At 71.4% G+C, this 25266-nt stretch carries 21 protein-coding genes and 1 pseudogene; 13 read left to right on the top strand and 9 right to left on the bottom strand.

Annotated elements, in window-relative coordinates; all coding sequences use genetic code 11:
- Positions 1 to 85: 85 nt before the first annotated feature.
- From JNW91_RS11240 to JNW91_RS11225, 4 genes are all read left to right on the top strand, one after another.
- Complete coding sequence (locus JNW91_RS11240; protein ID WP_203174822.1) at positions 86 to 1006, top strand: proteasome assembly chaperone family protein; 921 nt, start codon at positions 86 to 88, stop codon at positions 1004 to 1006.
- Positions 1007 to 1043: 37 nt separating this feature from the next.
- Positions 1044 to 1841 carry an exodeoxyribonuclease III gene (locus JNW91_RS11235; protein ID WP_203174821.1) on the top strand — a complete coding sequence of 266 codons (798 nt, stop codon included), beginning with the start codon at positions 1044 to 1046 and terminating at the stop codon, positions 1839 to 1841.
- An 18-nt stretch (positions 1842 to 1859) separates the two neighbouring features.
- Positions 1860 to 2177, top strand: a complete 318-nt coding sequence (locus tag JNW91_RS11230; RefSeq protein ID WP_203174820.1) for an antibiotic biosynthesis monooxygenase family protein — start codon at positions 1860 to 1862, stop codon at positions 2175 to 2177.
- Positions 2178 to 2365: 188 nt separating this feature from the next.
- A complete protein-coding gene (locus JNW91_RS11225; RefSeq protein WP_203174819.1) occupies positions 2366 to 3241 on the top strand; it encodes an alpha/beta fold hydrolase in 876 nt (291 codons plus the stop codon).
- A gap of 183 nt (positions 3242 to 3424) precedes the next feature.
- On the opposite strand, the gene JNW91_RS11220 is transcribed toward JNW91_RS11225, so the two are convergent.
- The gene (locus tag JNW91_RS11220; protein WP_203174833.1) at positions 3425 to 4090 is read right to left on the bottom strand and encodes a class F sortase; all 666 of its coding nucleotides are present in this window, start codon (positions 4088 to 4090) and stop codon (positions 3425 to 3427) included.
- A gap of 151 nt (positions 4091 to 4241) precedes the next feature.
- Positions 4242 to 4865: a hypothetical protein gene (locus tag JNW91_RS11215; protein ID WP_203174834.1), complete on the bottom strand. Its 624-nt coding sequence runs from the start codon at positions 4863 to 4865 to the stop codon at positions 4242 to 4244.
- 130 nt (positions 4866 to 4995) lie between these two features.
- On the opposite strand from JNW91_RS11215, the gene trmB reads away from it, so the two are divergent.
- The 4 genes from trmB to JNW91_RS11195 all read left to right on the top strand — a co-directional run bounded on the left by trmB (position 4996) and on the right by JNW91_RS11195 (position 10175).
- Entirely contained in the window at positions 4996 to 5694 is a 699-nt protein-coding gene (gene trmB, locus JNW91_RS11210) for a tRNA (guanosine(46)-N7)-methyltransferase TrmB (RefSeq protein ID WP_203174818.1), read from the top strand.
- A gap of 76 nt (positions 5695 to 5770) precedes the next feature.
- Positions 5771 to 8284 (top strand): DEAD/DEAH box helicase, encoded by a 2514-nt coding sequence (locus tag JNW91_RS11205; protein WP_203174817.1) that lies wholly within the window; start codon positions 5771 to 5773, stop codon positions 8282 to 8284.
- A 156-nt stretch (positions 8285 to 8440) separates the two neighbouring features.
- The gene (locus JNW91_RS11200; protein WP_203174816.1) at positions 8441 to 9085 is read left to right on the top strand and encodes a hypothetical protein; all 645 of its coding nucleotides are present in this window, start codon (positions 8441 to 8443) and stop codon (positions 9083 to 9085) included.
- 376 nt (positions 9086 to 9461) lie between these two features.
- Positions 9462 to 10175 (top strand): endonuclease domain-containing protein, encoded by a 714-nt coding sequence (locus tag JNW91_RS11195; RefSeq protein ID WP_203174815.1) that lies wholly within the window; start codon positions 9462 to 9464, stop codon positions 10173 to 10175.
- 128 nt (positions 10176 to 10303) lie between these two features.
- On the opposite strand, the gene JNW91_RS11190 is transcribed toward JNW91_RS11195, so the two are convergent.
- Genes JNW91_RS11190 through JNW91_RS11175 form a run of 4 tightly spaced genes read right to left on the bottom strand, consistent with a single transcriptional unit; the run spans position 10304 to position 14301 of the window.
- Complete coding sequence (locus JNW91_RS11190; RefSeq protein ID WP_203174814.1) at positions 10304 to 11251, bottom strand: ABC transporter substrate-binding protein; 948 nt, start codon at positions 11249 to 11251, stop codon at positions 10304 to 10306.
- Positions 11251 to 12165 carry an ABC transporter ATP-binding protein gene (locus JNW91_RS11185; protein ID WP_203174813.1) on the bottom strand — a complete coding sequence of 305 codons (915 nt, stop codon included), beginning with the start codon at positions 12163 to 12165 and terminating at the stop codon, positions 11251 to 11253. Before JNW91_RS11185 ends, JNW91_RS11190 begins: the two co-directional genes overlap by 1 nt.
- A 19-nt stretch (positions 12166 to 12184) precedes the next feature.
- On the bottom strand, positions 12185 to 13264 hold the full coding sequence (locus JNW91_RS11180) for a FecCD family ABC transporter permease (RefSeq protein WP_309244318.1): 1080 nt from the start codon (positions 13262 to 13264) through the stop codon (positions 12185 to 12187).
- Entirely contained in the window at positions 13261 to 14301 is a 1041-nt protein-coding gene (locus JNW91_RS11175; protein ID WP_203174812.1) for a FecCD family ABC transporter permease, read from the bottom strand. The genes JNW91_RS11180 and JNW91_RS11175 overlap by 4 nt, the downstream gene beginning before the upstream one ends.
- 229 nt (positions 14302 to 14530) lie before the next feature.
- Between JNW91_RS11175 and JNW91_RS11170 the strand changes: the two genes are divergently transcribed.
- Positions 14531 to 14890 (top strand): YciI family protein, encoded by a 360-nt coding sequence (locus JNW91_RS11170; protein WP_203174811.1) that lies wholly within the window; start codon positions 14531 to 14533, stop codon positions 14888 to 14890.
- 1 nt (position 14891) lies between these two features.
- Here the strand turns inward: JNW91_RS11170 and JNW91_RS11165 are convergent, their stop codons facing one another.
- Positions 14892 to 15260 (bottom strand): cytidine deaminase family protein, encoded by a 369-nt coding sequence (locus JNW91_RS11165; RefSeq protein ID WP_203174810.1) that lies wholly within the window; start codon positions 15258 to 15260, stop codon positions 14892 to 14894.
- Between the two features lie 118 nt (positions 15261 to 15378).
- On the opposite strand from JNW91_RS11165, the gene hrpA reads away from it, so the two are divergent.
- A complete protein-coding gene (gene hrpA / locus JNW91_RS11160; protein ID WP_203174809.1) occupies positions 15379 to 19449 on the top strand; it encodes an ATP-dependent RNA helicase HrpA in 4071 nt (1356 codons plus the stop codon).
- A gap of 40 nt (positions 19450 to 19489) precedes the next feature.
- Here hrpA and rfbB read toward each other — a convergent pair whose 3' ends face one another.
- Complete coding sequence (gene rfbB / locus JNW91_RS11155) at positions 19490 to 20530, bottom strand: dTDP-glucose 4,6-dehydratase (RefSeq protein WP_203174808.1); 1041 nt, start codon at positions 20528 to 20530, stop codon at positions 19490 to 19492.
- Positions 20531 to 20696: 166 nt separating this feature from the next.
- Positions 20697 to 21626 carry a LysR family transcriptional regulator gene (locus JNW91_RS11150; protein WP_203174807.1) on the bottom strand — a complete coding sequence of 310 codons (930 nt, stop codon included), beginning with the start codon at positions 21624 to 21626 and terminating at the stop codon, positions 20697 to 20699.
- 35 nt (positions 21627 to 21661) lie between these two features.
- Between JNW91_RS11150 and JNW91_RS11145 the strand changes: the two genes are divergently transcribed.
- From JNW91_RS11145 to JNW91_RS11135, 3 genes and pseudogenes are all read left to right on the top strand, one after another.
- Positions 21662 to 22393, top strand: coding sequence for a succinate dehydrogenase cytochrome b subunit (locus tag JNW91_RS11145; protein ID WP_203174806.1), 732 nt, complete (start codon positions 21662 to 21664; stop codon positions 22391 to 22393).
- A gap of 1 nt (position 22394) precedes the next feature.
- Positions 22395 to 24332, top strand: a complete 1938-nt coding sequence (locus JNW91_RS11140) for a fumarate reductase/succinate dehydrogenase flavoprotein subunit (RefSeq protein WP_203174805.1) — start codon at positions 22395 to 22397, stop codon at positions 24330 to 24332.
- Positions 24329 to 25089: pseudogene (locus tag JNW91_RS11135) on the top strand (succinate dehydrogenase/fumarate reductase iron-sulfur subunit). Before JNW91_RS11140 ends, JNW91_RS11135 begins: the two are co-directional and overlap by 4 nt.
- Positions 25090 to 25266: the final 177 nt, after the last annotated feature.

The following is a 25266-nucleotide window of genomic DNA, read 5'->3' as shown; positions in this document are numbered from 1 at the left end:
ACCAGGATGGCGGGTACGTTGCCCGAACCGGGTGCCGTCCGTCGCGTCGGCATCCCGTAGGCACATTCCAGGGAGGTCCGCACCGGTGCTCGACCCACACGAGCTCTACCAGCTCACCGACGATCTGCCCGACCTCGGGCAACCGGTCCTGATCCAGGCCCTCACCGGCTTCGTGGACGCCGGCAACGCCAGCCGGCTGGCCCGCGAGCAGCTGCTCACCTCACTTGAGGGCCGGCCGATCGCCACCTTCGACGTGGACCAGCTCTTCGACTACCGCTCGCGACGGCCGGTGATGACCTTCGTGGAGGACCACTGGGAGAGCGTCGACGCGCCCCGGCTGGAGCTGCACCTGCTGCACGACGACGACGAGACCCCCTTCCTGCTGCTCACCGGTCCCGAACCGGACCTGCAGTGGGAACGGTTCGTGGCGGCCGTCGCCGGGCTCGCCGCCCGGCTGGACGTCCGGCTCACCGTGGGGCTCAACTCGATCCCGATGGCGGTGCCGCACACCCGGCCGACCGGGGTGACCGCCCACGCCACCCGCCCCGAGCTGATCGCCGGGTACGAGCCCTGGCTGCAACGCGTTCAGGTACCCGGCAGCGTCGGTCACCTGCTGGAGTTCCGCCTCGGCGAGCAGGGCCGCGACGCGCTCGGCTTCGCCGCCCACGTGCCGCACTACGTGGCGCAGACCGAATACCCGGCCGCCGCCGAGGTGCTGCTCACCTCCGTGTCACGCAGCACCGGGCTGCTGCTGCCGGGCGACGGGCTGCGCTCGGCCGCCGAGGTGGTCCGGGTGGAGATCGACCGGCAGGTCGCCCAGACCGAGGACGCCGCCGCCCTGGTCCAGGCCCTGGAGGAGCAGTACGACACGTTCGCCCGGGGTCGGGGCGAGAAGAGCCTGCTCGCTCCGGACGCCGGTCCGCTGCCCACCGCCGACGAGCTCGGCGCGGAGCTGGAACGGTTCCTGGCCGAACAGACCCGTCCCGGCGACACCCCGGGCAGCTGACCGGGCGGCGGGGCAGCGGATACGGCAGGCTGGGGGCATGCGCCTGGCGACCTGGAACGTGAACTCGGTGAAGGCCCGGCTGCCGCGGCTGCTGGAGTGGCTGGCCGGCACCGGGCCGGACGTGGTCTGCCTGCAGGAGACCAAGTGCCCGGACGGCGCCTTCCCGGTGGCCGAGGTGGGCGAGCTGGGCTACACCGTGGCCAGTCACAGCGACGGCCGCTGGAACGGGGTCGCCATCCTGTCCCGGGTGGGGCTCGACGACGTCCGGGTCGGGTTCGCCGACGAGCCCGGCTTTCCCGAGCCGGAGGCCCGCGCCATCTCCGCCACCTGCGACGGGGTGCGGGTCTGGTCGGTGTACGTGCCCAACGGGCGGACACCCGACGACCCGCACTACGCGTACAAGCTGGCCTGGTTCGCGGCGCTGCGGGACGCGTTGGAGGCCGAACTGGCCGGCGGGTTGCCGCTGACCGTCTGCGGCGACTTCAACGTCGCACCGACCGACGCCGACGTCTGGGACCCGGCCGTCTTCACCCACTCCACGCACGTCACTCCGGCCGAGCGGGCGGCTCTCGCGGCACTGCGCGACCTGGGCCTCGACGACGTGGTGCCAACGCCGATGAAGGGCCCGCACCCGTTCACGTACTGGGACTACCGGGCCGGCATGTTCCACCAGAACAAGGGCATGCGGATCGACCTCGTGTACGCCTCCGCGCCGTTCGCCCGGGCGGTCCGCTCGGCGTACGTGGACCGCGAGGCCCGCAAGGGCAAAGGGCCCTCCGACCACGCCCCGATCGTGGTCGACGCGGACCTGGTGCCCGCCGTCGAGACGTTCTGAGCTGGTTAGGGTGGGCAGATGGCAGTCGTGAAGATCAACGCAATTGACGTTCCGCCGGGCGCTGGCCCGGAGTTGGAGAAGCGGTTCGCCGCGCGGGCCGGCGCGGTGGAGAACTCCCCCGGCTTCCTCGGCTTCGACCTGCTCCGGCCGGTGGCCGGCGAGACCCGGTACTTCGTCTACACGAAGTGGGAGAGCGAGGAGGCGTACCAGGCGTGGGCCGCCGGCCCGTCGCGCGCCGCACACGCCGCGGCGCCCGGCGACAAGCCCCGCCCGCCGGTCTCCAGCGGCGCCAGCCTCCTGGAGTTCGAGGTGGCCCTGCACGTCCCCCAGCCCTGACGGCAGGCCCGCGCTTGATCCACTCCGGTTCGGGGGTGAAGTGGGGGTGTCCCAATCGTGGGATAGCGCGATTTCACTGATCCCGAGGGGATCAAGCGGCGAAAATAGCGTCGTGGCTCGCCGACCGGAGCCCCGCCTCGACAAGCCGTTGGCACCGGCGATCCCAGGGAGTCGCGGAGGATCCTGGCATGTTCGACGGATTCGAAGAGTTCGACGTTGATACGTCCGGTGCCCGGATCCACGGCCGCCGCGGCGGAAGTGGCCCTCCCGTTCTGCTCCTGCACGGCATTCCCGAAACGCATCTCATGTGGCATCGGGTGGCGCCGCGGCTCGCCGAGCGCTTCACCGTCGTCGCCACCGACCTGCGGGGCTGGGGCGACAGTGGAAAACCGCCGAGCAGCGCGGATCACGAGCCGTACAGCATGCGGGCCATCGCCCGCGACCAGGTCGAGCTGATGCGGAGCCTGGGTCATGACCGGTTCCACCTCGTCGGCCACGATCGCGGAGCCCGCTGCGCCTACCGCCTCGCGCTGGACGAACCAGGTGCCGTCACCCGGCTGGCCGTCATGGACGTCGTTCCCGTCGGGGACGTCTACAACCGCGCCGACAAGGCGTTCAGCCTCTCCTACTGGGTCTGGTCCTTCCTGGCGGCGCCGGCGCCGGTGCCCGAGCGGTTCATCGACGCGGCGCCCACGGTGCTCGTCGACTTCATGCTGGACACCTGGCCCGAGGTGAAGGACGCCTTCCCGACCGAGGTGCGGGCGGCGTACGCCAGGCAGTTCAGCGATCCCGCCACGGTCCACGCGATCTGCGAGGAGTTCCGCGCGGCCGCGACACTGGACTACCAGCAGGACGAGGCGGACCGGGAAAACCGGAGGATCGCCTGCCCGGTGCTGTTCCTCTGGAGCCAACGCGGTCAGGTCGCGAAGCTCTACGACGACCCGCTCGCGATCTGGCGGGAGTGGGCCGACGACGTGCGCGGCGAGCCGGTCGGTGTCGGGCACTTCATACCGGAGGAGGCCCCCGACGAGACCACCCGCCAGCTCCTGGCTTTCTTGACCTGACGCCCGCGCCAACCTGCGGGCACGCCGCTAGTTGATCCACTCGAGTTCAGCGAAACCGGAGTGTCCAGCTCGGCGCGACACCCCGACGTCAATGACCCCGAGTCGATCAAGCGGCAGCGGCCGGCCAGACGACCAGGCGGCCCAGCGAGGGGGGTGGCCCAGCCGGTCTGGCCGGGGTCAGCCTCAGGGCTTGCGGAAGGACTGGAGGCTGGCGAAGGCGATCACGTTGTCGGCGTAGCCGGTGCGGCCCCCGATGAACTGGCCACCGCAGGTGATCAGCCGCAGTCCGGGAGGACCGTCGTGGCCGTAGATGCGATCGGCGGGCAGCCGGTCCTTCGGGAAATGCTCGACGGTGTCGACCTTGAAGACCACCGTCGACCGGTCCGCCCGAGCCACCTCGATCAGGTCGCCGGGCTTCAGCTTGCCCAGGTCGTAGAAGACCGACGGGCCGCTCTTGGTGTCCACGTGTCCGACGATCACCGCCGGGCCGGGCTCGCCGGGCGTGGGCCCGCGGTCGTACCAGCCGGTCTCGTTGTGCCGCTCCAACGGCGGTACGGCGATCGAGCCGTCCCGCGCCTGCCCGACGGGCGCCACCGGCGCGGCCACCTCGATCGCCGGGACCGTGAGACGCACCGGGCGACTGGCCGACAACCCGACCGACTCGCCGCGGGCCGGCCGGTCACCGCCGGCCGGGGTCAGGTCGAAGGGTCCGGCCGAGCGGCCCAGCCCCGCCCCGGTGGCGAAGACCCCCGCCAGCACCAGCACCACGGCCAGCGGCACCGACCAGGGGCTACGGCCGGCCGGACGGCTGCGCCGCGGAGCGACGGCGGTAGGCGGGCGGGCGGCCACCGAGGGACGCTCGGAATCCGGAAGGCGGTCGAGGACCGGCCGACCGTCGTCCACCGGCCCACGTCCACCAGCAGGCGGCGCGGATCTGCCGGCGATCGGCGGACGAGAACCGGCCGGCGGCTGCGTGGGACGGAAGATCTCCATGGCGGGCTCAGCGGCGCGCGACGCCACGGACGGTGCGGGGCCGGCGCAGCGCCACCACGGCGAGGATCAGCCCGGTGATGGTCAACGCCGCCCCACCGGGCAGCAGCAGTTTGCCGGTCAGTCCATCGGCGCCGCCGCCGAAGCCGGTGGCCGGGCCGCGACTCGGATAGGCCGGCACCTTCTTGACCACCTGGAGCATGGTCGAGGCCGTCTCGCCGTCGCGGCACTCCAGCTTGACCCGGTAGTTGCCGGGGCGGGTGCGATCCCGCACCATCGGCGCGGCGGTGAGCAGTCCGTTCTGCGGCTGCACGCCGACCGCTCCGAACGCGTCGGAGACCACGGTGGCGCCGACCGAGTTGTCCCGGCAGCTGGCCCGGATGCCGACCAGGTAGCCGGGCTGCACGGTGCTGGGGCTCACCTCGACGAAGATGTCCACCGGCGGGTCGGGCTGTGGCGCGCCACTCGGCGCGCCGGGCTGCGGCGCCGCGACCGCACGCACGGCCACCGCACGCACGGCCATCGAGGGCACCGCCACCGAGGGCGCTGCGGACACGGGCGTGGCGGCCAGCAGGGGGCCGGCGAGAACGGTCAGCACCGCCAGGGTGACGCCGCCGCGGGTCGCTGTCACGATGCCCCCTCTCGACGCCGTGTCGGCGTGCCGGGCAGCGGACCGCCCGGCCTGCCGTACCAGTTGGATCCTCTCATTTCCGGTCGCACATCACATCCGATCCGCGGGCGTCGTCGCGTACGCTCGGGTCGCTGTGACCGCCACCGACCATGACCCCGCCGTCCCGCCCACGAGCCGGACGATCCGCACGTTCCACCCCCGTCGGGGCCGGATGAGCGGCCGGCAGACCGACGCGCTGGACCGGCTGTGGCCCCGCTACGGCCTGGACGTGTCGGACGAACCCGTCGACCTGGCCGATCTGTTCGGCCGCCGAGCGCCCGTGGTGCTGGAGATCGGCTCGGGGATGGGCGACAGCACCGCCGTGATGGCCGCCGCTGACCCGGATCGAGATTATCTGGCGGTGGAGGTGCACACGCCGGGAATCGCGAACCTCCTCGACCTGGCGGACCGTGCCGGGCTGGGCAACGTCCGGGTAGCTCGCGGTGACGCGTTGGAGCTGGTCAGCGGCCTGCCGGAGGGCGTCCTGGACGCCGTACACGTCTTCTTTCCCGACCCGTGGCCGAAGGCCCGCCACCACAAGCGCCGGATCATCCAGCCGGCGCACGTGGCGCTGCTGCGCTCCCGGCTGGCACCCGGCGGCACGCTGCACTGCGCCACCGACTGGGCGGAGTACGCGGAGGCGATGCGCGAGACCCTCAACGCCGATCCGGAGCTGGTGGACACGTACGGCGGCTTCGCGCCACGTCCGGCGCACCGCCCGGTGACGAAGTTCGAGCGGCGGGCGCTCACCGCGGGCCGGCCGGTCGCCGACCTGATCTACCGCCGACGGTGACGAGCAGGCCCGGATCGGGGCCCGACGGGCGCCGGGTTGGCGTACCGGGGCATGATCCAGGCACCATGGACAGGCTATGACGCTCACCGCCGCGCTGCCGACAAGCGCCGACCCCGACACCCTCTACGACGCGTTCGCCGGCTGGGCGAAGGAGCGCGGCCTCGACCTCTACCCCCATCAGGAGGAGGCGGTCATCGAGATCGTCTCCGGCGCCAACCTGATCATGAACACGCCCACCGGCTCGGGCAAGAGCCTGGTGGCGATCGCCGCGCACTTCGCGGCGCTCGCCGACAGCCGGACCACCTTCTACACCGCGCCGATCAAGGCTCTGGTGTCGGAGAAGTTCTTCGCCCTCTGCGAGGTCTTCGGCGCCGAGAACGTCGGCATGCTGACCGGCGACGCCAGCGTCAACGCCGACGCCCCGATCATCTGCTGCACCGCGGAGATCCTGGCCAACCTGGCCCTGCGCGAGGGCGACCGGGCCGACGTCGGCCAGGTGATCATGGACGAGTTCCACTTCTACGCCGAACCCGACCGGGGCTGGGCCTGGCAGGTGCCGATCATCGAGCTGCCGCAGGCGCAGTTCGTCCTGATGTCCGCGACCCTGGGGGACACCACCCGGTTCGTCGACGACCTCACCCGGCGTACCGGACGGCCGACCGCCGTCGTCCGCTCGGCCGAACGACCGGTCCCGCTGATCTTTTCGTACGCGATGACGCCGCTGCACGAGACGCTAGAGGAGCTGCTGGAGACCAAGCAGGCCCCGGTGTACGTGGTGCACTTCACCCAGGCCGCCGCGCTGGAACGCGCTCAGGCGCTGATGAGCGTCAACGTCTGCTCCCGCGCCGAGAAGGACATGATCGCCGAGGCGATCGGCGGTTTCCGGTTCACGTCCGGTTTCGGCAAGACGCTGTCCCGGCTGGTCCGGCACGGCATCGGTGTACACCACGCCGGCATGCTGCCCAAGTACCGCCGGCTGGTCGAGACCCTGGCCCAGGCCGGCCTGCTCAAGGTCATCTGTGGCACTGACACGCTGGGCGTCGGCATCAACGTGCCGATCCGCACCGTGCTGTTCACCGGCCTGTCCAAGTACGACGGGGTCCGTACCCGGCTGCTCAAGAACCGGGAGTTCCACCAGATCGCCGGGCGAGCCGGCCGGGCCGGCTACGACACCATCGGCCGGGTCGTGGTGCAGGCCCCCGAGCACGTCATCGACAACGAGAAGGCCCTCGCCAAGGCCGGCGACGACCCGAAGAAGCGGCGCAAGGTGGTTCGCAAGAAGCCACCGGAGGGGTCGATCGGCTGGGGTCAGCCGACCTTCGACCGCCTGGTCGACGCCGAGCCGGAGCCGCTGACCTCCAGCTTCCAGGTCAGCCACTCGATGCTGCTCAACGTGATCGGCCGACCCGGGGACGCGTTCACCGCGATGCGGCACCTGCTCACCGACAACCACGAGGAGCCCGCCGCGCAGCGCCGGCACATCCGCCGCGCCATCGCCATCTACCGCGCGCTGCGCGCCGGTGGGGTCGTCGAGGAGCTGCCCGAGCCGGACGAGACCGGCCGGCGGATCCGGCTCACCGTCGACCTCCAGCTCGACTTCGCCCTCAACCAGCCGCTCTCCCCCCTCGCCCTGGCCACTATCGAGTTGCTCGACGCCGAGTCCCCGTCGTACGCCCTGGACGTGCTCTCGGTGATCGAGTCGATCCTCGACGACCCCCGGCAGATCCTCTCCGCGCAGCAGTTCAAGGCGCGCGGCGAGGCGGTCGCCGCGATGAAGGCCGAGGGCATCGAGTACGAGGCCCGCCTCGAACTGCTCGACGAGGTGACCCACCCGAAGCCCCTCGCGGAGCTGCTGGAGGCCGCGTACGAGATGTACCGGCAGGGCCACCCCTGGGTCGCCGACCACCAGCTCTCCCCCAAGGCCGTCGTCCGCGACATGTACGAGCGGGCGATGACCTTCACCGAGTACGTGCAGTTCTACGGGCTGACCCGCTCGGAGGGCCTCGTCCTGCGCTACCTGGCCGACGCGTACAAGACGCTGCGCCAGACCGTGCCCGAGGACGCCAAGACCGAGGAGCTGATCGACCTCATCGAGTGGCTGGGTGAGCTGGTCCGGCAGGTCGACTCCAGCCTCATCGACGAGTGGGAGCGGCTGCGCAACCCGTCGGACGTGGCCGAGGTGGCCCAGGCGCACGCCGCCCTGACCGACCGGCCACCCGCGGTCACTCGCAACGCGAGGGCGTTCCGGGTGCTGGTGCGCAACGCGCTGTTCCGCCGGGTCGAGCTGGCCGCGCTGCGCCGCTGGGACCTGCTCGCCGAGTTGGACGCCGGCGACGGCTGGGACTACGACGCCTGGGCCGACGCCCTGGCGCCGTACTTCGAGGCGTACGACTCGATCGGCGTCGGCCCGGACGCCCGTGGGCCGGCGCTGCTCATGATCGAGCAGGGCCGGGAGCGGTGGACCGTCCGGCAGATCTTCGACGACCCGGACGGCGACCACGACTGGGGCATCAGCGCCGAAATCGACCTGGCCGCCTCCGACGAGGTGGGTGCCGCGGTGGTCCGGATCACCGACGTCGGGCAGCTCTAGCAGTCCTACCGACGAGGGGGTCGTCCGTACGCCGGGCGGCCCCCTTTGTCGCGTCTTCCGCACCCCCGTTTTCGCTGGGCGATGTCAGACCCGTCGATTAGAATGTATGTACTAATCGAGTTCCTGACCTGCAGGATTACGACTGGGAGGACGCCCGTGACCGCGCCCGCCTCCACGCCCCTCACCCCCTACGCCACACTGCTCGGTTTCACCCGCTACGTCGACCGCACCGGCCCCACCAAGGCGACCTTCGTGGGTGGTCTGCGCAAGCAGCGCGCCAGCCGCTCCGGCTTCAACCCGCACGGCCAGTTCGTCAAGGCGCTCAAGGCCGACATCGCCTTCCACACCGGCGGCACCCACCTGACCGGCGTGGTCGACGTGGTCAAGCCACGCTGGCGCCCGCTCTACCAGGCGCTGGTTCCCGGCGCCACGGCCTGGCTGCACTCCCTCGGCGACCCGGCCGCTCTCGACCTGGCCCAGACCCGCGACGCCCTGGCCATGCTGGGTGACCTGCCCGTCAAGATCAACCCCCACTTCGGGGTACGCCACGCCGACGGTCGCGCAGAGGCGGTCCGGCTGCACTTCGACGAGACCCCGCCGAGCGAGGAGTCGGTCCTCGCCACCCTGCACCTGATGACCCGACACATGGACGCGGTGCTGCCGCACGCCGAGCCGGTCCTGGTCGACGTCCGCCGCGGCCAGGCCCACCGCATGCCCTCCGACGCCAAACCCGAACAGATCGAACGCTGGCTCGCCGGCGAGGCCGCCGCCTTCCGCGCCATCTGGTCCACCGCCGCCTAACCCCGCCCGCCACCCCCACCACACAGACCCAGCCAAGATCCGCGTAACTTCGGGGATACTGCTGCTTCGCGTTCTTCGGAGGCAGCACGAACACCGAAGTTGTGCGGATCTTGGCATTCCGGATGAGGCGAGGGGTTATCCACAGGGGCTGCTGGCCGGCACGGCTGCCGGCCAATGTGTCGTCATGCCTGTTTCCCCACGACGGCCGGCGAGGTTGCAGGGACGCGTCTTCCGCGGCTCCCTCGTCGTCGCCCAAGGCCTGCTCAGCCGGACGGAGTTGCGCAGCGCGGCGTGGCGCCCGCTGTTCCGGGATGTCTACGCCGACGCCCAACTGGCGGTCACCCACCGCACTCGTTGTGCCGCCGCGGCACGGTGGGTGCTGCCACCGGGCGCGGTGATCACAGGTCGCAGCGCGGCAGCCCTCTACGGGGCAGGTTCGGTCGCCGCCCATGAGCCCCTCGACGTGCTCGTGCCCGCCGGTCAGCGGTTCGGGCCGGTGTCGGGGCTCGTTGTGCACACCGGCACAATCGCCGCCACCGACGTCGCGGTACGTGAGGACATCCCACTGACGACGCCGACACGCACATGCTGGGATCTGGCCCAGTGGCTGCAGACGGAGGAGGCGGTCGCCATCGTGGATCGCCTCGCCCACCAACGTCTGGTGGCGCTCCCTCAATTGCTGTCGGACGCCCGGACGCACGTCGGCAAACGGGGTTGGAAGCGCATGATGCGGGTGGCCGAACTGGCCGACGCGGGCGCGGAGTCGGCCCCGGAGTCCCGACTTCGGGTGCGGATCGTGCTCGCCGGATTGCCGACACCCGTGACCCAGTTCATCGTGGAGCGCGACGGCAGATTCGTGGCCCGGCTCGACCTGGCCTGGCCGCATCTCAAGGTCGCCGTCGAGTACGACGGTCTGTGGCACCACGATCCTGAGCAGTTCCACCGCGACCGGCGCCGCCTCAACCGCCTGATCGGCGATGACTGGATCGTTTTGCATGTCACCGCGAAGCGATTCCGCGAGGACTTCGAGGGTTTCCTGAACGAACTCCGCCACGCCCTGCGGTCCCGCTCCGGCTACCAACCCCGCTGACCCCGACGAGCAATGATCCGCGCAACTTCAGGGATCCTGCTGCCTCAGAAGCTAGTGAGGCAGCAATTTCCCCGAAGTTGCGCGGATCATGGAGCCGGCGGGGCGGCGCCGGCCGGGCGGCGCGCGCGTTAGGCGGCGGGGAGGTACTTGGTGAGGTCGTCGAGGATCTTGTTGGCGGCGCCGACGCCGATGCCGGTCATCCAGATCTCGTCGGAGACCGGGTACGCCTTGCCGGCCTTGACCGCGCCGAGCCCCTTCCAGAGGGTGCCGCCGGCGACCTTGGTCTGCTCGGCGGCGGCCTTGTCGCCGTACGCGGTGACGAAGATGACGTCACCGTCGACCTCGTTGATCCGCTCGGGGCTGACCAGGTCGAAGCGCTTGTCCTCCTTGTTGGCCAGGAGCTGCCGCTCGGGGCGGCCCAGGCCGGTGTCGCCGATCACGATGCCGGAGAAGGAGTCCGGGCCGTACACCCGGATGTTGCCGGGGATGAACCGCACGATGGACACCTTGCGGGCGGAGGCGTCGCCGAGGCTCGCGCCGAAGTCCTTGGCCCGCTTCTCGTACGCCCCGAGCAGGTCCTTGGCCTGCTGCTCGCGGCCGAGCGCCTTGCCGTCGAGGAGGAGATTCTCCTTCCAGGTGATGCCCACCTTGTCGGTGAACACGGTCGGCGCGATGGCGGCCAGCTCGTCGTAGAACTTCTCCTGGCGGAACTTGCTGCCGAGGATGAGGTCCGGCTTCAGCGCGTTGATCGCCTCCAGGTCGGGCTCGGTGAGGACCCCGACCTCCTTGATGCCGGCGAGCTTGTCCGCCCCGAAGTAGGTCGGCCAGCTCTTCGCCTCACCGGCGGTCGCCGCGCCGACGGGCGTGATGCCCAGCGACAGCGCCGTGTCGATTTTGTCGGTGTCGAGGACGACGACGCGCTTGGGTTCGGCCGGAACCTTGGTGGTGCCCATGGCGTGGGTGATCTCCCGGGTCTCCCCGGTGGCGGAGCCGGCGACCGGGTCGCTCTCACCGCAGGCGGTGAGTCCGACGCCGAGGGCGACGGCCGCGGCGAGAGCGGCGACGAGACGACGCATCAGAGTCCTTTCGAGGGGTACGAGTCGGCGAGCGGGTTGGCCGCGTCGCCGGTGGCGGGTCGGGCGTCCGGCACGGGCGCGCCCGACGAATCGGTGCCGCCCACGCCGGCAGACGCGGCGGCGGTGCCAGCGGTGTTGCCTCCGGTGTGGGCGGGCACCACCAGCGGCGCGCCGGTCACCGGGCAGGGCACGACGACGCAGGCGAGCCCGAAGACGTCGCGGACCAGGTCGGCGGTGAGGATCTCCCGGGGCGGCCCGGCGGCGACCACCGCGCCGGCGCGCATCGCGACCAGGTGGTCGGCGTAACGGGCTGCCTGGTTGAGGTCGTGCAGCACGGCGACGACGGTGCGGCCACGCTCGACGCGCAGCCGGTGCAGCAGGTCGAGCACCTCCACCTGGTGGGCCAGGTCGAGGAAGGTGGTGGGCTCGTCCAGCAGCAGGGCGTCGGTGTCCTGGGCGAGCGTCATGGCGATCCAGACCCGCTGCCGCTGACCGCCGGAGAGGCTGTCGACCGGCCGGTCGGCCAGGTCGGCCACGTCGGCCAGGGTCATCGCCTGCTCCACCGCCACGCCGTCCTCCGACGACCACTGCCGCCACCACCGCTGGTAGGGCTGTCGGCCGCGCCCGACGAGGTCGGCCACGGTGACGCCCTCGGGGACCAGTGGGCTCTGCGGGAGGACCCCGAGCCGGCGGGCCACCTCCCGGGTGGGCAGGTCGCGGATCGCGGTGCCGTCCAGCAGCACCGTGCCACGGCGGGGGTTGAGCAGTCGGGCCATCGTGCGCAGCAGGGTGGACTTGCCGCACGCGTTCGGTCCGACGATCACGGTGAACGCGTCGGCGGGCAGGTCCAGGTCGAGGCCGTCGAGCACGGTCCGCTCGTCGTAGCCGACGACCAGGTCGCGGGTGGAGAGCATCACACGACTCCTCGAAGCGTCACGACGACCGCCGCCGTCCGCGCAGCAGCAGGAAGATCAGGTACGGGCCGCCGATCGCGGCGGTCAGCACGCCGGCGGGCAGTTGGGTGGGTGCGAACAGCCGCCGGCCGGCCAGGTCGGCGAGCACCAGCAGCAGCGCGCCGAGCAGCGCGGCGCAGACCAGCGGTGGCCGTTCGGCGCGTACCAGTCGACGGGCCACCTGGGGGGCGACCAGCGCCACGAAGTCGACGGCGCCGACCTGGGCGGTGGCCATCGCAGCGACGACCACGCCGGCGCCGGCGAGGCCGATCCGGCGGGCCACCGGGCGCAGCCCGACGCCCCGGGTCGTGTCGTCGTCCAGGGCGGTGCTGTTCAGCGCCCAGCCGGCCCAGGCCAGCACCGGCAGCAGCACCAGCAGGGTGCCGGCGATCCAGGCGGCCTCGGTCCAGCCCTTGCCGGCGAGGGTGCCGATCAGCCAGATCTGCGCGCGCAGCCCGTCGATCGGGTCGGCGGTGAGCATGACCACCTCGGTGAGCGCCCGGAAGCCGAACGCGACCGCCACCCCGGCGAGCACGAACCGCTGCGCGGCCAGCCCGTGCCGGGCCCCGAGGGCGAACAGCAGCACCGCCGCGAGCAGCCCTCCCACCAGCGCGGTGGGCGCCACCAGGACGGCGGCCATCCCGCTGGTCAGCGCCACGGTCGCGGCGAGGCCGGCGCCCTGGGTGATGCCGATGACGTCCGGGCTGGCGAGTGGGTTGCGGGCCACGCTCTGGATCAGGGTGCCGGCCACGCCGAAGGCCGCGCCGGCCACCGCGGCCAGCACGACCCGCGGCAACCGAAGATCGAAGACAACGAGGTCGTACGGGGTGCCGGCGCCGGAGAGGGCGCGCAGCACGTCGGCCGGGGCGACGTACGGGGTGCCCAGGGAGAGGCTGAGCAGCATGGCCAGCAGGAGCAGGACGGTCAGCGCGACGGCCACCAGCACCGCGCGGCGACGGATCAGCAGGCTGACCGGCCCGATGCGCAGCAGCGACCGTCCGGGCAGCCGAGCAGCGGAGGCGGTGGCCGAAGGGCCGGTCGGACGGTGGGTGGTGGTCACGCGGTCACCACCCGGGCGCGGCGCACCAGGACGGCCAGGAGCGGCGCGCCGATCAGGGCGGTGACGATCCCGGCCGGTATCTCGCCGGGCGGGGCGACGAGCCGGCCGACGACGTCGGCGCCGAGCAGCAGCGCCGGGCCGAGCAGGGCGGAGACGGCGAGGGTCCAGCGGTGGTCCGCGCCGACCAGGGCGCGTGCCAGGTGCGGCACGGCCAGTCCGACGAAGGCGACCGGTCCCGCCGCCGCCACCGCGGCCCCGGTCAGCAGCACCGCGGCGAGGCCACCACCGAGGCGGACCAGGCCGATGCGGTGTCCGAGGCCGCGGGCCACGTCGTCGCCGAGGGCCAGCGCGTCGAGACCTCGTGCCACCAGGGCGGCCAGCGCCAACCCGACGAGGACGAACGGCAGCACCTGCGCGGTGACCGACAGGTCCCGCCCGGCCAGTCCGCCGACCACCCAGAACCGGTACTCCTCGAAGGTGCGGGCGTCGATGCTGAGCAGCGCGTACACCCCGGAGGCGAGGCTGGCGTCGAGGGCCGCGCCGACCAGCGCGAGGGTGACCGGGCTGGCGCCCTCGCGGGCCCGGGTGGCGATGGCGAAGACCAACAGGCCGGCGATCAGTGCCCCGGCGATGCCGAACCAGACGTAGCCGGCGAGCGTGCCGATGCCGAAGACGGAGATGGCGAGCACCACGCCGAACGACGCGCCGGCGCTGATGCCGAGGATGCGGGGCTCGGCGAGGGGGTTGCGGGTGAGCGCCTGGAACAGCACACCGGCCACGGCGAGTGCGAGCCCGACGGCGAGGCCGAGGGCGGTACGCGGCATGCGCAGTTCGCGGACGATCGTGCTCGCGTCGCTGCCGTCCGGCGCGACGACGGCGTGCCAGACCGCGTCGACGCCGAGTTGTCGGCTGCCCAGCGCGAAGCTGGCCAGCACGGCGAGCAGCAGCGCCAGCGCGGCCCCGCCAGTGACCACCACCCGGCGGCCGGTGCGGGTGCTGGCCCGACTCCGGGTCGGCCGGCTGGCGAGGGTGGTCACGAGTCTCCTGCACGTTCGAGCTTAGGTTCGCCTAACCTTAGCCGACCTGCTGAAAGTGACCTAACCGGCCTCGGTCGATACCGCTGGAGGCGGCCACGGGGCGCCCGGCGTAGCGGCCCGGCAGGTCGGAGCGCGCCTTGATCCGGGTCACCTTCTACGGTTCGTGCCCGTCCGCCCCCAGTCTCCCGGGCAGGGACACAGCGACGTAGCCGCGCCATAGGGTGTGGACATGCGATTCGACCAGCACACGGTCGTCCTCCTGCTCCGACCGTCGGACCCGCCGGAGCTGCCGCAGGACGCGATCGACCGGTTGCAGGACGCGCACCTGGCCCATCAGGCCGGGCTCGTGGAGCAGGGACTGGTGCTCGCGACCGGGCCGTTCCTGCACGCCGACGACGACCGGCTGCGCGGCTTCGTCGTGCTCTCCATCGCCCCGGACGAGGCCCGCGGGCTCTACGCCAACGATCCGGCCGTGCGGGCCGGCCGCCTGGTGGCACAGGTCATGAGCTGGCTGGTCCCGGAGGGCAACGTGCGGTTCGAGGGTGTGCCGATGCCCCGTTCGATGCTGGAGGCGGCTTCCGGCGACTGAGTCAGCCGGGCAGTTCGCCGATCCCGGCCACCCGCAGAGCGTCCAGCTCGCCGATGATCACCCGCAGCGACGGAAAGTGGTCGGTGAGCACCTGTCGGCAGTCGGCGCACGGCACACCGACCGTCCGACCCCGGTCGGTCACCGTGACGATCGTCTCCAACTGCGTCACGCCCTGCGTGGCCGCGGTGCCGACGACGACAAGTTCGGCGCAGGCTCCCCCGCTGCCGTGGTGGACGTTCACGCCGGAGAGGACCCGCCCGTCGGCGGTCCGGGCTGCCGCCGCGACGGTGTGACTCTGGCTGCGGCAACGCAGTTTGGCGACCGCCGTGGCGGCCTGCACCAGCGCCCGGTCGGTGTCCCGCAGCTCCATCCCAGCCCCCCAGTTCGACGTCGGCCGCAACATTAGACGGCCGTTCGAGCGCCGAAGGACCGGTGCGGCGGTAACCCACAGGCGGTACGGCGTCGGGCTGCCTATCCTTGGGCACGACATGCAGAATCCAGCCGCCTCCGCCGCGACCGATCCGGTACGCGAGCTGCACCGCCGCCTCTCGCCCCTGATGTTCCGCGACCAGCGCCGGCTCCAGCGGCGCCTGGACGGCGCCCGCAAGCTGCGCGACCCGCAGCGCCGGGAGGCCGCGCTGACCGAGATCACCGCCGAGCTGACCCGGGCCGAGCAGCGGCTGGCCGCCCGCCGGGCGGCGGTGCCGGTGATCACGTACCCGGCGGGGTTGCCGGTCAGCGAACGCAGGGACGACATCGCCGCCGCCATCCGTGATCACCAGGTGGTGATCGTGGCCGGCGAGACCGGCTCCGGCAAGACCACCCAGCTCCCCAAGATCTGCCTGGAGCTGGGGCGCGGGGTGCACGGCCTGATCGGGCACACCCAGCCCCGACGGCTGGCGGCCCGGACGGTGGCCGACCGGATCGCCGACGAGCTGGGCACCGAGCTGGGCGACGTGGTCGGCTACAAGGTGCGCTTCACCGACCAGGTCAGCGAGCGCAGCCTGGTCAAGTTGATGACCGACGGCATCCTGCTCGCCGAGTTGCAGACCGACCGGATGCTGCGCCAGTACGACACGTTGATCATCGACGAGGCGCACGAGCGCAGCCTGAACATCGACTTCATCCTCGGCTACCTGCGGGAGCTGCTGCCCCGGCGACCCGACCTGAAGGTGATCATCACCTCGGCGACCATCGAGACCGACCGCTTCGCCCGGCACTTCGCCGGGCCGGCCACCGCCGACGATCCGCAGGGCGTACCGGCGCCGGTGGTCGAGGTCTCCGGGCGGACCTATCCGGTGGAGGTGCGCTACCGGCCACTGGTCGAGGTCGCCGACGGCGAGGAGGACGGCGACGGCGACGAGGAGACCGTCCGCGACCAGATCCAGGCGATCGGCGACGCCGTCGAGGAGCTGGCCGCCGAGGGCCCCGGCGACATCCTGGTCTTCCTCAGCGGCGAACGGGAGATCCGCGACACCGCCGACGCGCTGGGCAAGCTGGTACAGAAGAAGCGAACGCTACTCGGCACCGAGATCCTGCCGCTGTACGCCCGCCTGTCCGCCGCCGAGCAGCACCGGGTCTTCGCCGCGCACACCTCGCGCCGGGTGGTGCTCGCCACCAACGTCGCGGAGACGTCGCTGACCGTGCCCGGCATCAAGTACGTGGTGGATCCGGGCACCGCCCGGATCTCCCGCTACTCCAGCCGGCTCAAGGTGCAGCGACTGCCGATCGAGCCGATCTCGCAGGCGTCGGCCAACCAGCGCAAGGGCCGCTGCGGGCGCACCTCGGACGGCATCTGCATCCGCCTCTACGACGAGCAGGACTTCCTGTCCCGCCCCGAGTTCACCGATCCGGAGATCCTGCGTACCAACCTGGCGTCGGTCATCCTTCAGATGACCGCCATCGGGCTCGGTGACCTCGCCGCGTTCCCGTTCATCGACCCGCCGGACCGGCGCAACATCACCGACGGCGTCAACCTGCTGCACGAGTTGGGCGCACTGGACCCGACCGAGGCCGACCCGGCGAAGCGGCTCACCGCGCTGGGCCGGCGGCTGGCCCAACTGCCGGTCGATCCGCGACTGGCCCGGATGGTGGTCGAGGGCGAACGCAACGGGTGCGCCACCGAGGTGTTGGTGATCGCCGCAGCGCTCTCCATCCAGGACCCGCGGGAACGGCCGGCGGAGAAGCAGGCCCAGGCCGACCAGGCTCACGCCCGGTTCGCCGACAAGGAGTCGGACTTCGTCGCCTTCCTCAACCTGTGGCGCTACCTGCGGGAGCAGCAGCGGGCGTTGTCCTCCAGCGCGTTCCGCCGGATGTGCAAGGCGGAGTACCTGAACTATCTGCGGGTCCGCGAGTGGCAGGACATCGTGGGTCAACTGCGTCAGGTACTGCGTACCCCGCAGGAGGGTGACCGGCGCGGCGGGCGGCCGGCGCGCGACGCCTCGGAGGACGCCGACGCCGGCCGGGGTGCGGGCCGTCGCGGCGGCGCGGACCTGCCGGAGGAGATCGACACCCCGAAGGTGCACCAGTCGCTGCTGCCCGGCCTGCTGTCGCACATCGGCCTGAAGGACGCCCAGAAACACGAGTACCTGGGGGCGCGCGGCGCGAAGTTCGCGCTGTTCCCCGGCTCCGCGCTGTTCAAGAAGCCGCCGCGCTGGGTGATGGCCGCCGAGCTGGTGGAGACCTCCCGGCTGTGGGGCCGCATCGCCGGCCGGGTCGAGCCGGAGTGGGTCGAACCGCTCGCGCAGCACCTGGTCAAGCGCAGCTACAGCGAGCCGCACTGGGAGAAGAAGCAGGCCGCGGTGATGGCCTACGAGAAGGTGACCCTGTACGGCATCCCGCTGGTCACCTCCCGGAAGGTCAACTTCGGGCGGATCGACCCGACGTTGAGCCGGGAGCTGTTCATCCGCCACGCCCTCGTCGAGGGCGACTGGCAGACCCACCACCAGTTCTGGGCCGACAACAAGCGACTGCTCGCGGAAATCGAGGAGTTGGAGAGCAGGGCCCGCCGCCGGGACATCCTGGTCGACGACGAGACCATCTTCGGCTTCTACGACCAGCGGATCCCCGCCGACGTGGTCTCCGGCCGGCATTTCGACACGTGGTGGAAGAAGACCCGCCGGGACCAGCCCGACCTGCTCACGTTCACCCGCGACCTGCTGGTCAACGACGGCCGGACCGGGGTGGACGAGGACGACTACCCCGACGAGTGGCAGGCCGACGGGGTGAGCCTGCCGCTGACCTACCGGTTCGAGCCGGGTACGCCGACCGACGGCGTCACCGTCGACATCCCGCTGCCGCTGCTCAACCAGGTGCCGGCGGAGAGCTTCGACTGGCAGGTGCCGGGGCTGCGCGAGGAGCTGGTGATCGCGCTGATCCGCTCGCTGCCCAAGCCGGTGCGCCGCAACTTCGTGCCGGTGCCGGACTTCGCCCGGGCCGCCCTGGCGGCGATCACCCCCGGCCAGGAGCCGCTGCTGGACGCGCTCACCCACCAGCTGCGCCGGATGACCGGCGTCACCGTGCCCCGCGACGCCTGGGAGCCGGCCAAGCTCCCGGCCCACCTGCGGGTCACCTTCCGGGTCCTCGGCGACGACGAGAAGCCGGTCGCCGAGGGCAAGGACCTGCCGGCCCTGCAACGCCAGCTCCGCCAGGAGGTACGCCAGGTGGTGGCGGCCGCCGCGCCGGAGGTCGCCCGGACCGGGCTGCGCGAGTGGAGCATCGGCGCGCTGCCCCGCACCATCGAGCAGGTCCGGGCCGGCTACGCGGTGACCGCGTACCCGGCGCTGGTCGACGAGGGTGCCACCGTCGGGGTGAAGGTGTTCGACTCCCCCGCCGAGGCGGAGGCCGCGCACTGGGCGGGCACCCGCCGGTTGCTGCGGCTCACCGTGCCGTCCCCGGCGCGGTTCCTCCAGGGCCGGCTGAGCAACGAGGCGAAGCTGGCGCTGAGCCGCAACCCGCACGGCGGCGTGCAGGAGCTGATCGAGGACGCGGCGGGCGCGGCCATCGACCGGCTGATCGATGCCGCCGGTGGGCCGGCGTGGGACGCCGAGGGCTTCGCGGCGCTGCGCGAGAAGGTCCGCGCCGACCTGGTCGACACCGTGGTCGAGGTGATGGACCGGGTACGCAAGGTCCTCGCCGCCGCGTACGCCGTCGAGCAGCGGCTCGGCGCCACCCGCAACCTCGCCGTGGTGGCCGCGCTGGCCGACATCCGCAACCAGCTCGCCGGGCTGGTGCACGCCGGCTTCATCACCGAGACCGGGTACGCCCGGCTGCCCGACCTGCTGCGCTACCTCACCGCCATCGAGCGTCGGCTGGACCGCTTGGGCGGCAACCCGCAGCGGGACCGCCAGCAGCAGGACCGGATCGCGGTGGTGCAGAAGGAGTACGCGGATCTGCTCGCCGCGCTGCCGCCGGCGCGCCGGCAGGAGACCGCCGTGCGGCAGATCCGCTGGATGATCGAGGAGTTGCGGGTGAACGTGTTCGCCCAGGCGCTGGGCACCCCGTACCCCGTCTCGGAGCAGCGGATCTACCGGGCGATGGACGAGGCCGAGGGCCGCTGACCCGGCCCGGCCGTGCCGGCCGGACCGGGTCGCGGACCGGTCAGTGCGCCTGGACGGACAGCGCCCGGCTCGCCGGGACGCCGCGCACCGAGCTGGTCAGCGCCGCGCCACGGGGCTCCGTGGCGGTGGGCGCCCACCAGGCCGGGTTCTCCCGGTACCAGTGGAAGACCTCGCTCAGCCCGTCCTCGAACCGGATCTGCGGCTCGAAGCCGAGCTCCTCGGAGATCTTGCGGTAGTCGAGCGAGTAGCGCTGGTCCTGGACCTTTCGGTCCGGTACGTGCCGGACCCGTTCCCAGCCGGCGCCGGCCAGTCGCAGGATCCGCTCGGTGAGCGCCCGGTTGGTCAGTTCGATGTCGCCGCCGATGTTGTAGACCTCGCCGGCGCGGCCCTTGGCCAGGACCAGCGCGATGGCCCGGCAGTGGTCGTCCACGTGCAGCCACTCGCGCACCGCGCTGCCGTCGCCGTGCAGGGTGATGTCCTGGCCGGCGAGGAGGCTGGTCATGAACCGCGGAATGACCTTCTCCACGTGCTGGTACGGCCCGTAGTTGTTGGCGCAGCGGGTGATGGAGACGTCCACGTCGTACGTTCGCCAGTAGGAGCGGACCACGTGGTCGCTGGCCGCCTTCGAGGCCGCGTACGGGGAGTTGGGTTCCAGCACGCAGGTCTCGTTCCAGGAGCCCTCGCTGATCGAGCCGTACACCTCGTCGGTGGAGACGTGCACGACCCGGCCGACACCACTGCGCGCGCAGGCGGCCAGCAGGTGGTGCGAGCCCATCACGTTGGTCTCGAAGAACGGCGCCGGGTCGTCGATGGACCGGTCCACGTGCGACTCGGCGGCGAAGTGCACGACCCCGTCGTGCCCGGGCATCACGTCGGCGAGCAACTGCCGGTCGCAGATGTCCCCGCGCACGAACGTCAGGCGGGGGTGCGCGGCCGGCAGGTTGGCCCGATCACTGGCGTAGGTCAGCTTGTCGATCACCGTCACGTCGCAGTGCTCGAACCCGGCGTAGCGCCCGGCGAGCAGACTGCGCACGAAATGCGACCCGATGAAGCCAGCGCCGCCGGTAACCAGGATCCTCATGTGTGGCCTCCCTGCCGGCGAGGAAACGCCCACCGGTGAGCTCTGCTGAGACGAATGGGGCTTTTGCCCCGTCCAAGCACCCACCTTAGGTGACCGTCATCAACACCGGCAGTGATACTGCGGCCTTAAGGATGAATTAACCCACCGGGTCGAATACCGGGCCGGATCAGCGCGGATCCACACCCGGAGGAAGGTCGTCGCGCTCGATCGCCGACTGTATGTAGTCGAGCAGAATCCGCCGTAGCTCCCGGCCGGCATGCGTCGGCACGACGTCGCGCCGACGGGCCACCGCGATGGTCCGCCGCACCCCGGGTGGGGCGAGGGGGGTGATCCGGACGCCGGGCCGCCGGGCCAGCACGATGCCGGGCACCAGCGCGATGCCGAGACCGGCCTCGACGAAGCTGAGCACCGCGTCCATTTCCCCGCCGTCCACCGCGAAGGTCGGCTCGAAGCCCGCCTCCCGACACGCCTGGATGGTGGCGTCGCGCAGGTCGTACCCCTCGCGGAACATCACCATGGGCTGGTCGCGCAGGTCGGTGATGCGCAACTCCCCGGCCGTCGAGGCGGTCGGCACCTCGTCCACCGAGGCGACGACGAGGCTCTCCCGCAGGATCTCGTCGACGCGCAGCCCCGGGTCGATCCCCTGGGACGGCATGATGATCAAGGCCAGGTCCAGGTCACCGCGGAGCAGGTCGCGCACCAGGTCCTGCGACCCGCCCTCCTCGATGCGCAGGTCGACGGTCGGGTGCGCGTCGCGGAACCGCCGCAGCACCGGCGGGGCGAGCGACGTGGCCAGGCTGGGCGTGGCACCGAGGCGGACGCGCCCCCGGCGCAACCCCACCAGCTCCTGCACCTCCCGGGTGGCGGTCTCCACGTCGGCGAGGATCCGCTTGGCCAACGGCAGCAGCACCTCCCCCGCCGCGGTGAGGGCGATGTTGCCCCTTACCCGCTCGAAGAGCGGGGCCCCCAGGTCGGTCTCCAGTGCGTGAATTTGCTTACTGAGAGAGGGCTGTGTGATGCCCACGAGGTCGGCGGCTTGCGTGAAATGTCGTACTTCGGCCACCGCGACGAAGTACCTGAGCTGATGGAGTTGCATCTACATAGCCTATGGCTATCAACACTGCGGGGTCGATGCATTGGACGACTGATCCATCTCCTCCTAGCGTCGTTCCTGTGGTAATCACGAAAACTCGGTCGCCCATCCGCTCGAACGTCGGCCTGAAGGCCGTCATGGCGGTGACGGGCATCCTCCTGGTGCTGTTCCTCATCGTGCACATGCTGGGGAACCTGAAGATCTTCACGGGGGAAACCTCGTTCGACCACTACGCGCACTGGCTGCGGGACATCGGCACGCCACTGCTGCCCCACACCTGGTATCTGTGGATCCAGCGCATCGTGCTCACCGTCGCCGTGGTGGCGCACATCGTCGCCGCCACCGTGCTGGCCCGGCGCGCACGCGCCGCCCGCCCCGTGAAGTACGCGCACCGCAAGAAGGTCCAGGGCAGCTACGCGGCCCGCACCATGCGCTGGGGTGGGGTGATCATCCTGCTCTTCGTGATCTACCACATCCTGGACCTGACCACCGGTCACCTGAACCCTCAGGGCGACGCCAGCAACCCCTACGGAAACGTGGTCGCCGACTTCGCGCCGGAGCGCTGGTACGTCACGCTCTTCTACACCCTGGCGATCGTCACGGTGGGCTTCCACCTGCGCCACGGCGCCTTCAGCGCGTTCCGCAGCCTGGGCCAGCAAACCCCGCGCGGCGAGCGCCGGGCGCGCAACGCCGCGCTGGTCCTCGCCGTCGCGCTCTGCGCCGGATACCTGGTGGTCCCGTTCGCCGTTCTCACCGGATTGGTGTCCTGACATGGAACTCTTCACCGAGGGCGACCCGATCGCCGACACGAAGGCTCCCGCCGGCCCGATCGACAGGCGCTGGGAGACCCGGCGCTTCGAGGCCAAGCTGGTCAACCCCGCCAACCGCCGCAAGATGACGGTGATCGTGGTCGGCACCGGCCTGGCCGGCGGCTCGGCCGCGGCCACGCTGGCCGAGCAGGGCTACCACGTCAAGTCCTACTGCTACCAGGACAGCCCGCGCCGGGCGCACTCGATCGCGGCGCAGGGCGGCATCAACGCCGCGAAGAACTACCGCAACGACGGCGACTCGGTGCACCGGCTGTTCTACGACACCGTCAAGGGCGGTGACTTCCGCTCCCGGGAGTCGAACGTGCACCGCCTGGCCGAGGTCTCGGTCAACATCATCGACCAGTGCGTCGCCCAGGGGGTGCCGTTCGCCCGCGAGTACGGCGGCCTGCTGGACACCCGCTCCTTCGGTGGCGCCCAGGTGCAGCGCACCTTCTACGCCCGGGGTCAGACGGGCCAGCAGCTGCTGCTCGGCGCGTACCAGGCGCTGGAGCGCCAGATCGGCCTCGGCAGCGTCGAGATGAACGCCCGGCACGAGATGCTGGAGCTGGTCCTCGTCGACGGCAAGGCCCGGGGCATCGTCGTCCGGGACCTGGTCACCGGCGAGATCAGCACCGAGATGGCCGACGCCGTCGTGCTCGCCTCCGGCGGCTACGGCAACGTCTTCTACCTCTCCACCAACGCCAAGGGCTGCAACGTCACCGCCACCTGGCGGGCGCACCGCAAGGGCGCCTACTTCGCGAACCCGTGCTACACGCAGATCCACCCGACCTGCATCCCGGTCTCCGGCGACCACCAGTCGAAGCTGACCCTGATGAGCGAGTCGCTGCGCAACGACGGCCGGGTCTGGGTGCCGAAGGCCAAGGGCGACGACCGCAGCCCGAAGGACATTCCGGAAGACGACCGGGACTACTACCTGGAGCGGATCTACCCGTCCTTCGGCAACCTGGTCCCCCGCGACATCGCCTCCCGCGCCGCGAAGAACGTGTGCGACGAGGGCCGGGGTGTCGGGCCGACCAAGCTCGGCGTCTACCTCGACTTCGCCGACGCGATCCACCGGCTGGGCCGCAAGGCCATCGAGGCCAAGTACGGCAACCTCTTCGAGATGTACGAGCGGATCACCGGCGAGGACCCGTACGAGGTGCCGATGCGCATCTACCCCGCCGTGCACTACACGATGGGCGGCCTCTGGGTCGACTACGACCTCCAGTCGAGCATTCCCGGCCTGTTCGTGATCGGCGAGGCGAACTTCTCCGACCACGGCGCGAACCGGCTCGGCGCCTCCGCGCTGATGCAGGGCCTGGCCGACGGGTACTTCGTGCTGCCCACCACCATCGCCAACTACCTGGCCTCCGGCCCCCTCGACAAGGTCGACGCCAGCCACCCGGCAGCGGTCGAGGCGCGTACCGACGTCGAGGACCGGATCCGGCGGCTGCTGGCCGTCAACGGCGACCGGACCGTGGACTCGTTCCACCGGGAGCTGGGCCAGATCATGTGGGAGCACTGCGGCATGGAGCGCAGCGAGGCCGGCCTGCGCAAGGCCATCGACGAAATCCGTGCCCTGCGCGACCAGTTCTGGCAGCGGGTCAAGGTCTCGGGCACCGGCGAGGAGCTGAACCAGTCACTGGAGAAGGCCGGCCGGGTGGCCGACTTCTTCGAACTGGCCGAGCTGATGTGCATCGACGCCCTGCACCGCGAGGAGTCCTGCGGCGGCCACTTCCGGGCCGAGCACCAGACCCCCGACGGTGAGGCGCAGCGCGACGACGACCGGTTCGCGTACGTGGCGGCCTGGGAGTTCACCGCCACCGGTGAGCCCTCGGTGCTGCACAAGGAAGACCTGAAGTTCGAATACGTCCACCCCACGCAGCGGAGCTACAAGTGAACCTGACCCTGCGCATCTGGCGCCAGAAGGGCCCTGAGGACAAGGGTCGGATGGTGACCTACCCGGTCGACGACGTGTCCCCGGACATGTCGTTCCTGGAGATGCTCGACGTGCTCAACGAACGGCTGATCCTCGCCGGCGAGGACCCGGTGGCGTTCGACCACGACTGCCGCGAGGGCATCTGCGGCATGTGCGGCCTGATGATCAACGGGGACGCGCACGGACCGCAGCGCGGCACCACGGCGTGCCAGCTGCACATGCGGCAGTTCAAGGACGGCGAGACGATCGACATCGAGCCGTGGCGGGCCAGCGCCTTCCCGGTCGTCAAGGACCTGGTGGTCAACCGGAACGCCTTCGACAAGATCATCGCCGCCGGTGGCTACATCACCGCCCCGACCGGCAGCGCGCCCGAGGCGCACTCCACCCCGGTCGCCAAGGCCAACGCGGACGCGCCTTCGAGTCGGCGGCCTGCATCGGCTGCGGTGCCTGCGTGGCGGCCTGCCCGAACGGCTCCGGCATGCTCTTCACCGCCGCCAAGCTCACCCAGCTCTCGCTGCTGCCCCAGGGCCAGCCGGAGCGTTACACCCGGGTGATCGGCATGGTCGACGCGCACGACGAGGCCGGCTTCGGCGGCTGCACCAACGCCGGTGAGTGCACGGTGGCCTGCCCGAAGGGCATCCCGCTGAACACCATCGGTCGACTCAACCGCGACTACCTCAAGGCGACCACCATCCGCGGCGACACCCCCGGCTCCTGACGCCGCCCCACCCGGACCGCCGTACCCGCTGCTGTGGATGCGGCGTCGGGCATTTGTGGCTTGTGCTTGTTGCGGTGCAGGGCTGGGCGGTCGGGCGCTTGGGCCCGTGCTTGTTGCGGTGCGGGGGCTGGGGCGACCTCCCCGGCTCCGGGCGGTCAGGCTTGATCCCTCCGCCGG

This window comes from Micromonospora parastrephiae (assembly GCF_016802865.1).
In the GTDB taxonomy this organism is placed as follows: domain Bacteria; phylum Actinomycetota; class Actinomycetes; order Mycobacteriales; family Micromonosporaceae; genus Micromonospora; species Micromonospora parastrephiae.
This window is presented reverse-complemented; position numbering and strand designations above follow the sequence as displayed.